The following is a 14,679-nucleotide window of genomic DNA, read 5'->3' on the forward strand; positions in this document are numbered from 1 at the left end:
TTGCTCCTTCCGCCACGCCGTCGTCCCACGGGACCCGTCCCCGACCGGATCAGGGCACAGCAGGGTCGTATCCTGCCTCCCCTTTACGGGGGACAGCGGTGGGACGCGGCGGGGGAGCGTGCGGTTCCCTTCCCGGGGAGCGGGTTCGGACGCGTGCGCCCGCCGGCGGTCAGTCGCCGTAGTCGGACATGGCGTCCAGCAGACGGGCGGAGGCCGGCGGCACGGTCACGCCGTGGATGAGTGCCGGGGACACCGGGCGGGCGGTGAGCCGGACGGGAGCCTCCCAGTGCGGGACCATCCGCGCGCAGTCGCCCCGCAGTTCCGCGAGACCGCCCGCGGCGCCTTCCCCGGCCTCCCAGTCCTCCTTGTGCGGCCCGCCTTCCGTGCGGTCGGGGCCCAGCGGAGCGTCACCATGGATCCTGGGGTTCGTCATACCGGAACCGTATGCACCGGAAGCCGGAGGGAAAAGCCCTACTATCGGGTAGTTTTGCCTGCTTCCGCGTCGGGGACTCCTTCAGGACCCCACCGTCTGTCGAACGCCGACCCGGTAGCGTGAACTGTCAATCCCCCTCCTCGCAGGAGTGTGTCCTAGCCGTGCGTATCGCTGTCTCGGGCTCCATCGCCACCGACCACCTCATGACCTTTCCCGGCCGCTTCGCCGACCAGCTGGTCGCGGACCAGCTGCACACGGTCTCCCTCTCCTTCCTGGTCGACAATCTGGACGTACGCCGGGGCGGCGTGGGCGCGAACATCGCCTTCGGCATGGGCCAGCTCGGCACCTCGCCCATCCTGGTCGGAGCCGCGGGCGCCGACTTCGACGAGTACCGGGCCTGGCTGGACCGGCACGGCGTCGACACCGCGTCCGTCCGGATCTCCGAGGTGCTGCACACCGCGCGCTTCGTCTGCACCACGGACGCCGACCACAACCAGATCGGCTCGTTCTACACCGGTGCCATGAGCGAGGCCCGGCTCATCGAGCTCAAGAAGGTCGCCGACCGGGTGGGCGGACTCGACCTCGTCCTGATCGGCGCGGACGACCCCGAGGGGATGCTCCGGCACACCGAGGAGTGCCGGAGCCGTTCGATCCCCTTCGCGGCCGACTTCTCCCAGCAGATCGCCCGGATGGACGGTGACGAGATCCGTCTGCTCCTCGACGGGGCGACGTATCTCTTCTCGAACGAGTACGAGAAGGGGCTCATCGAGTCCAAGACCGGCTGGACCGACGCCGAGATCCTGGCCAGGGTCGGCCACCGGGTGACGACGCTCGGGGCGCGCGGTGTGCGCATCGAGAGCGTCGGCGCGGACCCGATCGAGGTCGGTGTCCCGGAGGAGACCGCGAAGATCGACCCGACGGGGGTCGGCGACGCCTTCCGTGCGGGGTTCCTGTCGGGGCTGGCCTGGGGGGTCTCGCACGAGCGGGCCGCGCAGGTGGGCTGCATGCTGGCGACGCTCGTCATCGAGACGAAGGGGACGCAGGAGTACCAGCTGCGGCGGTCGCACTTCCTGGACCGGTTCACGAAGGCGTACGGGCACGACGCCGCGGCCGAAGTTCAGGGGCATCTGGCTTAGGGCCACTGCCCAGGGGCCGGAACGGCTCGGGTGGCTCCGTCGCCCGCGGGTGCGTTCGGGGCCGATCGCGCAGTTCCCCGCGCCCCTGGCGGGTGCCTCAGGCGGGCGGGCGGGGGTGGCGCGTAGCGGTTCGCTGCGGGTGTGTGGGGGCTGGTCGCGCAGTTCCCCGCGCCCCTGGCGGGTGCGGGGGCGCGGGGAACCATATGGGTAACCCGCGTTCCTGAGTTTTCAGGGGCGCGGGGAACTGCGCGATCAGCCCCCGCCGGGCCGCAGGCGACCACGGGCCGGTCAGGTCCCCGGCGTGGAGCGCCTAGGGGGCCGGGGCGCGGCGGACCACGTACGCCGTGCCCCCGGCCACCGCTTCCTCCCCCACGTACTCCTGCCCCCGCATCTCGCACCAGGCCGGGATGTCCAGCCGGGCCGCCTCGTCGTCCGAGAGGACGCGGACCGTGCCACCCGGAGGGACGTCGTCGATGACTTTGGCGAGCTCGATCACCGGGATCGGGCAGCGCTTGCCGAGCGCGTCCACGACCAGCGCGTCCACGACCAGGGCGTCCGGGGCGGAGACGCCGGCCCGGACCGCCGGCGCGACCCCGCCCGACGCGGGAGCGCCCAGCTTCTCGCGGACGGCCGCCACCGCGCGGGGCAGCACCTCCAGGAAGCGGTCCACATCTCCCGCGGGCGTCCCCAGCGGCAGCGACACCCGCACATTGCCCTCGCTCAGCACCCCCATGGCCCTCAGCACATGGCTCGGCGTCAGCGTGCTGCTCGTGCAGGACGATCCCGACGACACGGAGAACCCCTCGCGGTCCAGCTCGTGCAGCAGGGTCTCTCCGTCGACATAGAGACACGAGAAGGTGAGGAGATGGGGGAGCCGGCCGACCGGATCGCCCACCACCTCCACGTCCGGCACCAGTTCGGGCACCCGTGCGCGGATCCGGTCCGTCAGCTCCCGCAGCCGGGCCGACCCGGCGGCGGCCTCGGCCCGTACGGCCCGCAGGGAGGCCGCCGCCGCGACGACGGCCGGGATGTTCTCGAAGCCGGGGGAGCGCCCCGACTCCCGCTCGTCGGCGGGACCTTGCGGCGCGTACCGCACGCCCTTGCGCACCGCGAGCAGTCCGACCCCCGCCGGGCCGCCCCACTTGTGGGCACTGCCGGTCAGCAGGGACCAGCCGCCCTCGACCGGTCCCCAGGCCAGCGACTGGGCCGCGTCCACCAGCAGCGGCACGCCCGCCTCCCGGCAGGCTTCGGCGACGGCGGCCACCGGCTGCTCCGTACCCACCTCGTGGTTGGCGGACTGGAGACAGGCCAGCGCGGTGTCCGGCCGCAGGGCGTCCGCGTAGACGTCGGCGGACACCGCACCCGTGCGCAGAACGGGCACTTCGGACACCGTTCCGCCCGCGTGCCGGTGTGCCTCCGCTGAATGGAGCACCGAAGAATGTTCGACCGCGGACACGATCAGGTGGCGTCCGACGCGGTGTCGTCCGGCGAGGGCCCCGGCGATCCCCGTATGCACCGCGCGCGTGCCGGACGAGGTGAACACCAGCTCGTCCGGGCGGCAGCCGACCGCCTCGGCGGCGGCCTCGCGGGCGGCGTCCAGGAGCAGCCTGGCGCGGCGGCCCTCCCGGTAGAGACGGGCCGGGTCCGCCCAGCCCTCGTCGAGCGAGGCGTGCAGAGCCTGGCGGGCGACGGGGTGGAGGGGCGCGGAGGATGCGGCGTCGAAGTAGGACACGCTGTAACGCTAACGCTCCCTGCGGAGGGGGTGTCCTGCGTTGTGCGTCGCCTGCGGGCCGGCGGGGGTAGCCCGCGCAGTTCCCCGCGCCCCCAGGCACCTGGGGGCGCGGGGAACTGCGGGATCAGCCACAGCGTGCCCGCAGCCGCCGACGACCCCGCCCCACCCGAGTTCCCAGGCGCGCCGCAGGCATCCGCAGGCACCCGCGAACGGGGCGTCACATCCCTGCCGCCACCCCCTGTTCCACCCCTTCGGGGTGAGTGGCGGCGCGTTGGGGACCCTCCCCGCGCGACCCCAAAAAGCGTCCAGTAGGGTTTGGTCCGCATAAACATCCAAACCCCTGCCCGACGCAGGGCGGCGACCTACCAGCGAGAAGGCCGCAGCCGACCGCGCGGGCGAGACTCTCGGGAAGGCGCTACGTGAGTCCCTACGGCTCCGACCTCCCCCACGCCCTGGAGGGCGCGGGCGGTACCCCCATGCCGCGGCGCCCGATGCGGCGGAAGCTGCTGCAGGCACTGACTGCGGGCCTGGTCCTGGCGACCGCCACCGGTTGCACCTACGAGGACTTCCCCCGCCTTGGTATGCCCACCCCGACCACCGAAGAGGCTCCTCGGATCCTCTCCCTGTGGCAGGGCTCGTGGGCCGCAGCACTTGCCACGGGCGTGCTGGTCTGGGGCCTGATCCTGTGGAGCGCGTTCTTCCACCGGCGCAGCCGCACCAAGGTCGAAGTTCCCCCGCAGACCCGGTACAACATGCCCATCGAGGCGCTGTACACGGTGGTCCCCCTCATCATCGTCTCGGTGCTGTTCTACTTCACGGCCCGCGACGAGTCGAAGCTCCTCAGCCTCGACAAGAAGCCCGACGTCACGGTCAACGTCGTCGGCTTCCAGTGGAGCTGGGGCTTCAACTACATCGAGAACGTCGACGGCGCGACCGGTGACGCGAAGACCGACAAGAACCTGGACGCGATTCCGGATCGGTTCAAGAAGGACTTCCCGGCGAACGCCGGCGGTGTCTACGACGTCGGTACGCCCAAGACGAGGAACCAGCAGACCGGCAACCCCGGTCCGACCCTCTGGCTCCCCAAGGGCAAGACGGTCCGCTTCGTCCTCACCTCGCGTGACGTCATCCACTCCTTCTGGGTGGTGCCGTTCCTCATGAAGCAGGACGTCATCCCGGGTCACACCAACTCGTTCCAGGTGACGCCCAACAAGGAGGGCACCTTCCTGGGCAAGTGCGCCGAGCTCTGCGGCGTCGACCACTCCCGGATGCTCTTCAACGTGAAGGTCGTCTCTCCCGAGCGCTACGAGGCCCACCTCAAGGAGCTCGCCGAGAAGGGCCAGACCGGTTACGTCCCGGCCGGTATCGAGCAGACGGACCACGAGAAGGAACGGGAGACGAACGTACTGTGAGCATCCTCAACGAACCTCAGGGTGCCGCTGAGACCGAGCACTACCAGAACGAGGTGCCGGTCCGGCGCAAGCAGCCGGGCAACATCGTCGTCAAGTGGCTGACCACCACGGACCACAAGACGATCGGCACGATGTACCTGGTCACGTCGTTCGCGTTCTTCTGCATCGGCGGCGTCATGGCGCTGTTCATGCGCGCCGAGCTGGCTCGTCCCGGCACGCAGATCATGTCGAACGAGCAGTTCAACCAGGCGTTCACGATGCACGGCACGATCATGCTGCTGATGTTCGCCACCCCGCTGTTCGCGGGCTTCACGAACTGGATCATGCCGCTGCAGATCGGCGCGCCCGACGTGGCGTTCCCGCGGCTGAACATGTTCGCCTACTGGCTGTACCTGTTCGGCTCGCTGATCGCGGTCGGTGGCTTCCTCACCCCGCAGGGCGCGGCCGACTTCGGCTGGTTCGCCTACAGCCCGCTCTCCGACGCCGTCCGCTCACCGGGAGTCGGCGCCGACATGTGGATCATGGGTCTGGCGTTCTCCGGGTTCGGCACCATCCTGGGCGCGGTCAACTTCATCACCACCATCATCTGCATGCGTGCCCCCGGCATGACGATGTTCCGCATGCCGATCTTCGTGTGGAACGTGCTGCTCACCGCGGTCCTGGTGCTGCTCGCCTTCCCCGTGCTGGCCGCCGCGCTGTTCGCGCTGGAGGCGGATCGGAAGTTCGGCGCGCACATCTTCGACTCGGCCAACGGCGGGGCGTTGCTGTGGCAGCACCTCTTCTGGTTCTTCGGGCATCCAGAGGTGTACATCATCGCGCTGCCGTTCTTCGGCATCATCAGTGAGGTCATCCCGGTCTTCTCCCGCAAGCCGATGTTCGGCTACATGGGCCTGATCGGCGCGACCATCGCCATCGCGGGGCTGTCGGTGACGGTGTGGGCGCACCACATGTACGTCACCGGCGGGGTGCTGCTGCCGTTCTTCTCCTTCATGACGTTCCTCATCGCCGTGCCGACGGGTGTGAAGTTCTTCAACTGGATCGGCACCATGTGGAAGGGGTCCTTGTCCTTCGAGACGCCGATGCTGTGGGCCACCGGGTTCCTGATCACCTTCACCTTCGGTGGTCTGACCGGTGTCATCCTGGCGTCGCCGCCGATGGACTTCCACGTCTCGGACTCGTACTTCGTGGTGGCGCACTTCCACTACGTGGTGTTCGGCACGGTGGTGTTCGCGATGTTCTCCGGCTTCCACTTCTGGTGGCCGAAGTTCACCGGCAAGATGCTCGACGAACGCCTCGGCAAGATCACCTTCTGGACGCTGTTCACCGGCTTCCACGGGACCTTCCTCGTCCAGCACTGGCTGGGTGCCGAGGGCATGCCGCGCCGTTACGCGGACTACCTCGCGGCCGACGGCTTCACCGCGCTGAACACGATCTCGACGATCAGTTCCTTCGTCCTCGGTCTGTCGATCCTGCCCTTCTTCTACAACGTGTGGAAGACGGCCAAGTACGGCAAGAAGATCGAGGTCGACGACCCGTGGGGTTACGGCCGCTCGCTGGAGTGGGCCACGTCCTGCCCGCCGCCGCGGCACAACTTCATCACGCTGCCGCGGATCCGTTCCGAATCCCCGGCCTTCGACCTGCACCACCCGGAGATCGCCGCGATCGACCAGCTCGAGAACGCCGGTCACGGTGAGAAGGCCCTCGCCGGTGGCAAGGAGGCAGGCAAGTGAAGGTCCAGGGCAAGATGTTCATCTGGCTCGCCGTCTTCATCCTCGTCATGGCGATCGTCTATGGCGTGTGGTCGAAGGAGCCGGCCGGCACCACGGCGCTCTTCCTGGGCTTCGGCCTGAGCGTCATGATCGGCTACTACCTGTGGTTCACGGCCCGGCGGGTCGACACGGGCGCACAGGACAACAAGGAGGCCGACGTCGCGGACGACGCCGGTGAGGTCGGCTTCTTCAGTCCGCACAGCTGGCAGCCGCTGTCTCTCGGCATCGGCGGCGCGCTCGCCTTCATGGGCGTCGTCTTCGGCTGGTGGCTGCTCTGGTTCTCGGCCCCGATCATCATGATCGGCCTGTGGGGCTGGGTCTTCGAGTACTACCGCGGAGAGAACCAGAACCAGTAACACGCGCTGAGCGCACGGAAGCCCGGACACCGGTCAGGAGGTCCGGGCTTCCCCCTTTTGCCACGCGCGGTGTCCCTCGCACGGCTCAATCGCCGCGCCGCGGCCGACCGCGGTTCCTACGCTCGGGGCATGAACCACTCAGCTGACTCCAGGAGCGCCGGCGGCGGTACGGCGCGACCGCGGCACCGTACCGCCGCGGGCTGCACGGCACTGACCGTCGCCATAGGCATGGCCGTCACCGCCTGCGGTTCCGACGGCCACCCGCTCTCGGCCGATCCCTACGACGCGGGGCAGGACATCTCCTTCAGCGCCGCCGTGAGCGACGGGAAGAAGGCCGACCCCGACAAGCCCCTGGAGATCACCGCCGAGGACTCCGGCGGCCGCATCACCGACGTGACGGCCACGGACGCCGCAGGACGGTACGTCGCGGGCGAACTGTCGGCCGACGGAGGCCGCTGGCACAGCACCTCGCCCCTCGCCGCCGGAGCCCGCTACACGGTGCGGGTGAGCACCGAGAACGAGGACGGCGCGCCCGGACGCGAGACCATCGCCTTCGGGACCAGCACGCCCAGGACCAAGAAGCGGCTCGACGTGACGTTCGGACCCGACAAGGGCACCTACGGAGTCGGCCAGCCGGTCACCGCCGAACTGAGCGCCCCCGTCAAGGACAGGGCGGCGCGTGCCGTCGTCGAGCGGGCCCTGAAGGTCCGCTCCGAGCCCGCGGTCCAGGGCGCCTGGCACTGGGTGGACGACCGGAAGCTGCACTACCGCCCGAAGGAGTACTGGCCCGCCCACGCCACCGTCCGGGCGCACAGCAACCTCGCGGGCATCAAGGTGGCCGAGCGCCTCTGGGGCGGCCGGGCCAAGCCCCTGACGCTCACCACGGGCGACCGCATAGAGGCCGTGACGGACGCCGCCGCGCACTCGATGACGGTCTACCGCAACGGCGAGGCGATCAGAACGATCCCCGTCACCACCGGCAAACCGGGTTTCGACACCAGAAACGGCGTCAAAGTGGTGCTGGGCAAGGAGTACTTCGTACGCATGCGCGGTACCAGCATCGGCATCGCCGAGGGCACCGCCGACTCCTACGACCTGCCCGTCTACTACGCCACCAGGGTCACCTGGAGCGGCGAGTACGTGCACGCCGCGCCCTGGTCCGCCGGCTCACAGGGGGCGGCCAACGTCAGCCACGGCTGCACCGGCATGAGCACCGCCAACGCCGAGTGGTTCTTCGACACCGTCCGCGCCGGCGACCTCGTGAAGGTCGTCAACTCGTACGGCGACATGATGGACCCGTTCGGCAACGGCTTCGGCGACTGGAACCTCACCTGGAAGAACTGGCGCCAGGGCAGCGCCCTGGTGGCGGACACCACGGAGGGCTCCGCCCCGGAGGACCGCCCGAGACTCCGCCCGGAGTCCGCATAGGGCGGCCCCGCAGGAGCCCGCCCCCAGAGGCGCGAGGAACTGCGCGACCAGCCACAACGGACCGCACCCGCCGCGCAGGTGACCGCCGGCGGCGCTACGCGCTCAGGGCCCGCTTACTGCGGAGCAGCCCCGCCAGGGCGGCAGCGAACTCCACCGGCTCCACCGGCAGGGTCACGGCCGCCTCGGCCCGGCTCCACGTGGCGAGCCACGCGTCCTGCGGCCGCCCGATCAGCAGCAGCACCGGCGGGCAGTCGAAGATCTCGTCCTTGATCTGCCGGCAGATCCCCATCCCGCCCGCGGGAACCGCCTCCCCGTCCAGCACGCACACGTCGATGCCGCCGCGATCGAGTTCCTTGACGACCGCGGCAGGGGTCGCGCACTCGACGAACTCCACCAGGGGGACGTCGGTGGCGGGCCTGCGCCCCGTCGCGAGCCGCACCTGTTCGCGGGTGTTGGAGTCGTCGCTGTAGACCAGCACCGTTGCGGTCGGCTGCATTCTTCCTCCGGGACGTCAGCGTCGTAGAGACAGGTCGTGGAGACAGGGCGGGACAGACACGGACAGCGTCCGATGCGCGGATGCTACTCCCTCGCCCCCGTGCTCAACAGCGGTTCGGACAGGGCTTCGATGGGCCATATGGGCTGGACACACCCCGCGGACACCCCGAACGGCACCCCCCGGGGTGAGGGCGGGATAAGCGACCGACATAATGTCGGTCGTGGCGACAGCAACGACAGTAGATACCGGGCACGCGCACCCGTCGGTCAACAGGCCGAACCTCACCAGCGTCGGAACCATCATCTGGCTGAGTTCCGAGCTGATGTTCTTCGCGGCCCTCTTCGCGATGTACTTCACCCTCCGATCGGTGACCGGTCCCGACCACTGGAAGGAAATGGCGTCCGCCCTGAACTTCCCGTTCTCGGCGACCAACACCACGATCCTGGTGCTCTCTTCCCTCACCTGCCAGCTGGGCGTGTTCGCCGCCGAGCGCGGGGACGTGAAGAAGCTGCGGATGTGGTTCATCGTCACCTTCGTGATGGGTGCGATCTTCATCGGCGGCCAGGTCTACGAGTACACCGAGCTGGTCAAGCACGAGGGCCTGTCGCTCTCGTCGGACCCGTACGGCTCGGTGTTCTACCTGACGACCGGCTTCCACGGCCTGCACGTGACGGGTGGCCTCATCGCCTTCCTGCTGGTCCTCGGGCGCACCTACGCGGCCCGCAGGTTCACGCACGAGCAGGCGACCGCCGCAATCGTCGTGTCCTACTACTGGCACTTCGTCGATGTCGTCTGGATCGGCCTTTTCGCCACGATCTACATGATCAAGTAGCCGGGTCCGTCCCGCGTACATTCCAGAAGCATCGACGCAGAAGATCCTGACACCGGGGTAATCCGTGAAAAAGCTCTCCGCACGACGACGCCATCCGCTGGCGGCGGTCGTCGTCCTACTCCTCGCGCTGGCGGCCACCGGGGGGCTGTACACCGCGTTCGCGCCCGCGGACAAGGCACAGGCCGACACCGCCGCCCAGTCCCTCGCCATCGACGAGGGCAAGAAGCTCTACGCCGTCGGCTGCGCGACCTGCCACGGCACCGGCGGTGAGGGCAGCACCGACGGTCCGAGCCTGGTGGGCGTGGGCGCCGCGGCCGTGGACTTCCAGGTCGCCACCGGCCGTATGCCGGCCCAGCAGCCCGGCGCGCAGGTTCCGGAAAAGAAGAACATCTACTCGCAGGCCGAGATCGACCAGCTCGCGGCGTTCATCGCCTCGCTGGGTGCCGGTCCCAACGTGCCGACCGAGGAGCAGTACGACCCCAAGGGCGCGGACATCGCCAAGGGCGGAGACCTCTTCCGCACCAACTGCGCCCAGTGCCACAACTTCACCGGCAAGGGTGGCGCGCTGACGAACGGCAAGTACGCCCCGTCGCTGGAGGGTGTCGACCCGAAGCACATCTACGAGGCCATGCAGACCGGCCCGCAGAACATGCCGTCCTTCCCCGACACCACGCTGACGGAGCAGAACAAGAAGGACATCATCGCGTACCTCGACGCGGTCAACAGCGACGACTCGGAGAGCCCCGGCGGTCTGGAGCTGGGCGGCCTCGGGCCGGTCAGTGAAGGTCTCTTCGGCTGGATCTTCGGTCTCGGCGGACTGATCGCCGTCGCCGTGTGGGTCGCCGCCCGGACCGCAAAGGCCAAGAAGTCATGAGTAGCCAAGACATTCCAGAAGAGAACCTGCCCGCCGCGCGGGCCGTCGACGAGCACGCGCACGGTGACGTGAGCGTGGCGGACGAGAAGCACCCGTTCGCGGATCCCGGCCTGCCGCCGCACGAGCACCGCATCCAGGACATCGACGAGCGGGCCGCCAAGCGCTCCGAGCGCACGGTCGCCCTGCTGTTCACGCTCTCGATGCTGGCCACGGTCGGGTTCATCGCGTCCTTCGTGACGATCCCGGCCGACCGGATCGTCTACATCTTCCCGCTCGGCCACATCAGCGGTCTGAACTTCGCCCTGGGCATGACGCTCGGCCTGGCGCTGTTCTGCATCGGCGCGGGCGCGGTCCACTGGGCCCGCACCCTGATGTCCGACGTGGAGATCGCCGACGAGCGCCACCCCATCGCGGCGGAGCCCGAGGTCAAGGCCAAGGTGCTGGCCGACTTCAAGCAGGGCGCGAAGGAATCCGCGCTCGGCCGCCGCAAGCTCATCCGCAACACGATGTTCGGCGCGCTGACCCTGTTCCCGCTGTCCGGCATCGTCCTGCTGCGCGACCTCGGTCCGCTGCCGGAGGACAAGCTGCGGCACACGATGTGGCGCAAGGGCAAGCTGCTCGTCAACATGAACACCGACGAGCCGCTGCGCCCCTCCGACGTCGCCGTGGGCTCGCTCACCTTCGCCAAGCCCGAGGGCCTGGAGGAGCACGACCACGAGTTCCAGGTCGAGATCGCCAAGGCGGCCCTGATGATCGTCCGGCTGCAGCCGGAGAACATCAAGGACAAGCGTGAGCTCGAATGGTCCCACGAGGGCATCGTGGCGTACTCGAAGATCTGCACCCACGTCGGTTGCCCGATCTCCCTGTACGAGCAGCAGACGCACCACGTCCTCTGCCCCTGTCACCAGTCCACCTTCGACCTCTCCGACGGTGCCCGAGTGATCTTCGGCCCGGCCGGTCACGCCCTGCCGCAGCTGCGTATCGGTGTGAACGACGAGGGCTACCTCGAGGCGCTCGGCGACTTCGAAGAGCCCGTCGGTCCTGCATTCTGGGAGCGCGGATGAGCACTACGACCACTCCGAACCCCTCGGGCGCCGACGCGCCGGGGCGTTCCCGCGACAAGGCCCCGGCCGGCGAGCGGGTCGCCGACTGGGCCGACGGCCGGCTGGGGATCTACTCCCTGGCCAAGGCCAACATGCGCAAGATCTTCCCGGACCACTGGTCCTTCATGCTGGGCGAGATCTGCCTCTACAGCTTCCTGATCATCATCCTCACGGGTGTGTATCTGACGCTGTTCTTCCACCCCTCGATGAACGAGATCGAGTACCACGGAAGCTACGTCCCGCTCCAGGGACAGCTGATGTCGGAGGCGTTCGCCTCCACGCTGGACATCAGCTTCGACGTCCGCGGCGGTCTGCTCATCCGGCAGATCCACCACTGGGCGGCCGTCGTCTTCCTGGCCGGCATGTTCGTGCACATGATGCGCGTGTTCTTCACCGGCGCGTTCCGCAAGCCGCGTGAGATCAACTGGCTGTTCGGCTTCCTGCTGTTCGTCCTGGGCATGTTCACCGGGTTCACCGGCTACTCGCTCCCGGACGACCTGCTCTCCGGCACCGGTGTCCGCTTCACCCAGGGCGCCATCCTGTCGATGCCGATCGTCGGCACGTACATCTCGATGTTCCTGTTCGGCGGGGAGTTCCCGGGCGGCGACTTCGTCGCGCGGTTCTACTCGATCCACATCCTGCTGCTGCCCGGCATCATGCTGGGGCTCGTGGTCGGCCACCTGATCCTGGTCTTCTACCACAAGCACACCCAGTTCGCGGGTCCCGGCAAGACCAACAAGAACGTCGTCGGCATGCCGCTGCTGCCGGTCTACATGGCCAAGGCCGGAGGCTTCTTCTTCCTGGTCTTCGGGTTCATCGCCATGCTGTCCGCGGTCGCGTCCATCAACCCGATCTGGGTCCTCGGGCCCTACCGGCCGGACCAGGTGTCCACGGGCGCCCAGCCCGACTGGTACATGGGCTTCGCCGAGGGGCTGATCCGGGCCATGCCCGGCTGGGAGATCAACTTCTGGGGCCACACCCTGGTCCTCGGTGTGCTGATCCCGCTGGTGGTCTTCGGCCTCTTCCTGGCGATCATCGCGCTCTACCCGTTCATCGAGTCCTGGGTCACCGGGGACAAGCGCGAGCACCACATCCTGGACCGGCCGCGCAACGCCCCGACCCGTACGGCCTTCGGCGTCGCCTGGGTCACCGCGTACATGATCATGCTGATCGGTGGTGGCAACGACATCGTCGCCACGCACTTCCATCTGTCGATCAACGCGGTCACCTGGTTCGTCCGGATCGGCTTCTTCGTCGGACCGGTCATCGCGTTCGTCGTCACCAAGCGGATCTGCCTCGGCCTGCAGCGCCGGGACCGGGACAAGGTGCTGCACGGCCGCGAGTCGGGCATCATCAAGCGCCTGCCGCACGGTGAGTTCGTCGAGGTGCACGAGCCGCTCAGCCAGGAGGCCATGCACACCCTCACGGCGCACGAGCAGTACAAGCCGGCCGAGATCGGCCCCGCGGTCGACGAGAACGGTGTCGAGCGCAAGGTGAAGGCCCCGCAGAAGCTCCGGGCCAAGCTGAGCAACGCCTACTACGGCGAGGACAGCCAGATCCCGAAGCCCACCGCCGAGGAGTACAAGGAGATCACGAGCGGCCACGGCCACCACTGATCCCCGCCCCGTTCGCCACGGCAGGAGCCCCGTCCATTCGATGGACGGGGCTCTTTGCCGTCCCGGGGGCTGGATAGGGTGGACCCACGTCCACGAACACGAACCCAGGAGCGGCAGATGAGTGCTGTGACCCCCGCTGGAGGCGACTTCGCGGCGGGCCGTTCCTGGCCCGCCCTCCTGAACGGCCTGCTGGAGGGGCGCGACCTCGGCGCCGACGACACGGCCTGGGCGATGGACCTGATCATGCGGGGCGAGGCGACCGACGCCCAGATCGCCGGGTTCGCGGTCGCCCTGCGCGCCAAGGGCGAGACCGTCGACGAGATCTCCGGCATGGTCCGCACGATGTACGCGCACGCCAACGTGATCGAGGTGCCGGGGGAGACCGTCGACATCGTCGGCACGGGCGGGGACGGCGCGAAGACCGTCAACATCTCCACGATGTCGGCCGTCGTCATCGCCGGTACGGGTGCCAAGGTCGTCAAGCACGGCAACCGCGCGGCGTCCTCCGCGTCCGGTGCCTCGGACGTGCTGGAGAAGCTCGGCGTCAATCTGGAGCTGACACCGCGGCGGGTGGCCGAGGTGGCCGAGGAGGCCGGGATCACCTTCTGCTTCGCGGTGAAGTTCCATCCGGCGCTGCGCCATGTGGCCGCGGCGCGGGGGCAGTTGGGGATCCGCACGACCTTCAACTTCCTCGGCCCGCTCACCAACCCCGCGCGGGTGCGGGCGCAGGCGGTCGGGGTGGCGCACGCGCCGATGGCACCGATCGTGGCCGGAGTCCTCGCCGAGCGCGGCAACTCCTCGCTCGTCTTCCGCGGCGACGACGGCCTCGACGAGCTGACCACCACGTCCACGTCCCGGGTGTGGGTCGTACGGGACGGGGCGGTGCGTGAGGAGCGCTTCGACCCGCGGGACGTGGGGATCGACCTGGTGCCGGTGGAGGCGCTGCGGGGGGCCGACGCCTCGTACAACGCGGATGTCGCGCGGCGGTTGCTGGGGGGTGAGCGGGGGCCCGTGCGGGACGCGGTGCTGCTGAACTCGGCCGCCGCGCTGGTGGCTCTGTCGCCCGGTTCCGCTTCGCTCGCGGACCAGATCCGGGCGGGGATGGCTCGCGCCGCGGAGGCGATCGATTCGGGCGCCGCGTTGAAGGTGCTTGAGCGGTGGGTGGCCGCGTCCAACTCGTAGTACGTCGTCCGCGGGCCGGTGGGGGCTTGTCGCGCAGTTCCCCGCGCCCTCAGGTACCCAGGGGCGCGGGGAACTGCGCGATCAGCCACGACGTGCCCGCGTCCGACCGCGATTCTCGTCCCGCATCGCGGACACCGGGTTGCGTCGTGGTGATCGTATGGCAGGATTCTGGCAGGTCATGAGTGACAGTCATGAGGCCCCGGCCGACTGTCCGGCAACCCTCCGTCCGTGGCGGGGTGCCCCGGGTGAAGACCAGGTCGTAGGCAGTGAGGTCTACGGCAAGCGCGGACCCCTCGCCGCTCAGTGGGCG

General features: G+C 69.1%; 13 protein-coding genes and 1 riboswitch. Of the genes, 10 read left to right on the forward strand and 3 right to left on the reverse strand.

Going from position 1 to position 14,679, the window contains the following annotated elements; translation table 11 throughout:
- Positions 1 to 169: 169 nt before the first annotated feature.
- Positions 170 to 433, reverse strand: a complete 264-nt coding sequence (locus ACFYXC_RS03935; RefSeq protein WP_388925113.1) for a hypothetical protein — start codon at positions 431 to 433, stop codon at positions 170 to 172.
- Positions 434 to 594: 161 nt separating this feature from the next.
- Between ACFYXC_RS03935 and ACFYXC_RS03940 the strand changes: the two genes are divergently transcribed.
- On the forward strand, positions 595 to 1,569 hold the full coding sequence (locus ACFYXC_RS03940; RefSeq protein WP_389546499.1) for a carbohydrate kinase family protein: 975 nt from the start codon (positions 595 to 597) through the stop codon (positions 1,567 to 1,569).
- A gap of 310 nt (positions 1,570 to 1,879) precedes the next feature.
- Here the strand turns inward: ACFYXC_RS03940 and ACFYXC_RS03945 are convergent, their stop codons facing one another.
- Complete coding sequence (locus tag ACFYXC_RS03945; RefSeq protein WP_388925118.1) at positions 1,880 to 3,301, reverse strand: cysteine desulfurase/sulfurtransferase TusA family protein; 1,422 nt, start codon at positions 3,299 to 3,301, stop codon at positions 1,880 to 1,882.
- Positions 3,302 to 3,777: 476 nt separating this feature from the next.
- On the opposite strand from ACFYXC_RS03945, the gene coxB reads away from it, so the two are divergent.
- The 4 genes from coxB (at position 3,778) to ACFYXC_RS03965 (ending at position 8,266) form a co-directional block, all read left to right on the forward strand.
- Complete coding sequence (gene coxB / locus ACFYXC_RS03950) at positions 3,778 to 4,713, forward strand: cytochrome c oxidase subunit II (protein ID WP_389546782.1); 936 nt, start codon at positions 3,778 to 3,780, stop codon at positions 4,711 to 4,713.
- The gene (gene ctaD, locus ACFYXC_RS03955) at positions 4,710 to 6,443 is read left to right on the forward strand and encodes a cytochrome c oxidase subunit I (protein WP_388925122.1); all 1,734 of its coding nucleotides are present in this window, start codon (positions 4,710 to 4,712) and stop codon (positions 6,441 to 6,443) included. Before coxB ends, ctaD begins: the two co-directional genes overlap by 4 nt.
- A complete protein-coding gene (locus ACFYXC_RS03960; RefSeq protein WP_388925125.1) occupies positions 6,440 to 6,838 on the forward strand; it encodes a cytochrome c oxidase subunit 4 in 399 nt (132 codons plus the stop codon). Before ctaD ends, ACFYXC_RS03960 begins: the two co-directional genes overlap by 4 nt.
- 129 nt (positions 6,839 to 6,967) lie before the next feature.
- Positions 6,968 to 8,266 (forward strand): Ig-like domain-containing protein, encoded by a 1,299-nt coding sequence (locus tag ACFYXC_RS03965; RefSeq protein ID WP_389546503.1) that lies wholly within the window; start codon positions 6,968 to 6,970, stop codon positions 8,264 to 8,266.
- A gap of 94 nt (positions 8,267 to 8,360) precedes the next feature.
- Here ACFYXC_RS03965 and ACFYXC_RS03970 read toward each other — a convergent pair whose 3' ends face one another.
- A complete protein-coding gene (locus tag ACFYXC_RS03970; RefSeq protein ID WP_389546506.1) occupies positions 8,361 to 8,762 on the reverse strand; it encodes a hypothetical protein in 402 nt (133 codons plus the stop codon).
- A 211-nt stretch (positions 8,763 to 8,973) separates the two neighbouring features.
- On the opposite strand from ACFYXC_RS03970, the gene ACFYXC_RS03975 reads away from it, so the two are divergent.
- The 5 genes from ACFYXC_RS03975 (at position 8,974) to trpD (ending at position 14,369) form a co-directional block, all read left to right on the forward strand.
- Positions 8,974 to 9,594 carry a heme-copper oxidase subunit III gene (locus ACFYXC_RS03975; RefSeq protein WP_107017430.1) on the forward strand — a complete coding sequence of 207 codons (621 nt, stop codon included), beginning with the start codon at positions 8,974 to 8,976 and terminating at the stop codon, positions 9,592 to 9,594.
- A 64-nt stretch (positions 9,595 to 9,658) separates the two neighbouring features.
- Complete coding sequence (locus ACFYXC_RS03980; protein ID WP_388925135.1) at positions 9,659 to 10,468, forward strand: c-type cytochrome; 810 nt, start codon at positions 9,659 to 9,661, stop codon at positions 10,466 to 10,468.
- Positions 10,465 to 11,532 carry a Rieske 2Fe-2S domain-containing protein gene (locus tag ACFYXC_RS03985; RefSeq protein WP_388925139.1) on the forward strand — a complete coding sequence of 356 codons (1,068 nt, stop codon included), beginning with the start codon at positions 10,465 to 10,467 and terminating at the stop codon, positions 11,530 to 11,532. Before ACFYXC_RS03980 ends, ACFYXC_RS03985 begins: the two co-directional genes overlap by 4 nt.
- Positions 11,529 to 13,187, forward strand: coding sequence for a cytochrome bc complex cytochrome b subunit (locus tag ACFYXC_RS03990; RefSeq protein ID WP_388925142.1), 1,659 nt, complete (start codon positions 11,529 to 11,531; stop codon positions 13,185 to 13,187). The genes ACFYXC_RS03985 and ACFYXC_RS03990 overlap by 4 nt, the downstream gene beginning before the upstream one ends.
- Positions 13,188 to 13,304: 117 nt before the next feature.
- Complete coding sequence (gene trpD / locus ACFYXC_RS03995; protein ID WP_388925146.1) at positions 13,305 to 14,369, forward strand: anthranilate phosphoribosyltransferase; 1,065 nt, start codon at positions 13,305 to 13,307, stop codon at positions 14,367 to 14,369.
- A 174-nt stretch (positions 14,370 to 14,543) separates the two neighbouring features.
- Positions 14,544 to 14,660: riboswitch (SAM riboswitch) on the forward strand.
- Positions 14,661 to 14,679: the final 19 nt, after the last annotated feature.

This window comes from Streptomyces sp. NPDC002701 (genome assembly GCF_042889045.1).
Classification (GTDB): Bacteria; Actinomycetota; Actinomycetes; order Streptomycetales; family Streptomycetaceae; genus Streptomyces.

What these genes read in the sequence shown, in the direction of transcription:
- ACFYXC_RS03990 (WP_388925142.1), top strand. Translation starts at nt 11,529, where the DNA reads ATGAGCACTACGACCACTCCGAACCCCTCGGGCGCCGACGCGCCGGGG.
- ACFYXC_RS03965 (WP_389546503.1), top strand. Translation starts at nt 6,968, where the DNA reads ATGAACCACTCAGCTGACTCCAGGAGCGCCGGCGGCGGTACGGCGCGA.
- ACFYXC_RS03935 (WP_388925113.1), bottom strand. Translation starts at nt 433, where the DNA reads ATGACGAACCCCAGGATCCATGGTGACGCTCCGCTGGGCCCCGACCGC.
- ACFYXC_RS03970 (WP_389546506.1), bottom strand. Translation starts at nt 8,762, where the DNA reads ATGCAGCCGACCGCAACGGTGCTGGTCTACAGCGACGACTCCAACACC.
- ACFYXC_RS03985 (WP_388925139.1), top strand. Translation starts at nt 10,465, where the DNA reads ATGAGTAGCCAAGACATTCCAGAAGAGAACCTGCCCGCCGCGCGGGCC.
- coxB (WP_389546782.1), top strand. Translation starts at nt 3,778, where the DNA reads ATGCCGCGGCGCCCGATGCGGCGGAAGCTGCTGCAGGCACTGACTGCG.
- ACFYXC_RS03975 (WP_107017430.1), top strand. Translation starts at nt 8,974, where the DNA reads ATGTCGGTCGTGGCGACAGCAACGACAGTAGATACCGGGCACGCGCAC.
- trpD (WP_388925146.1), top strand. Translation starts at nt 13,305, where the DNA reads ATGAGTGCTGTGACCCCCGCTGGAGGCGACTTCGCGGCGGGCCGTTCC.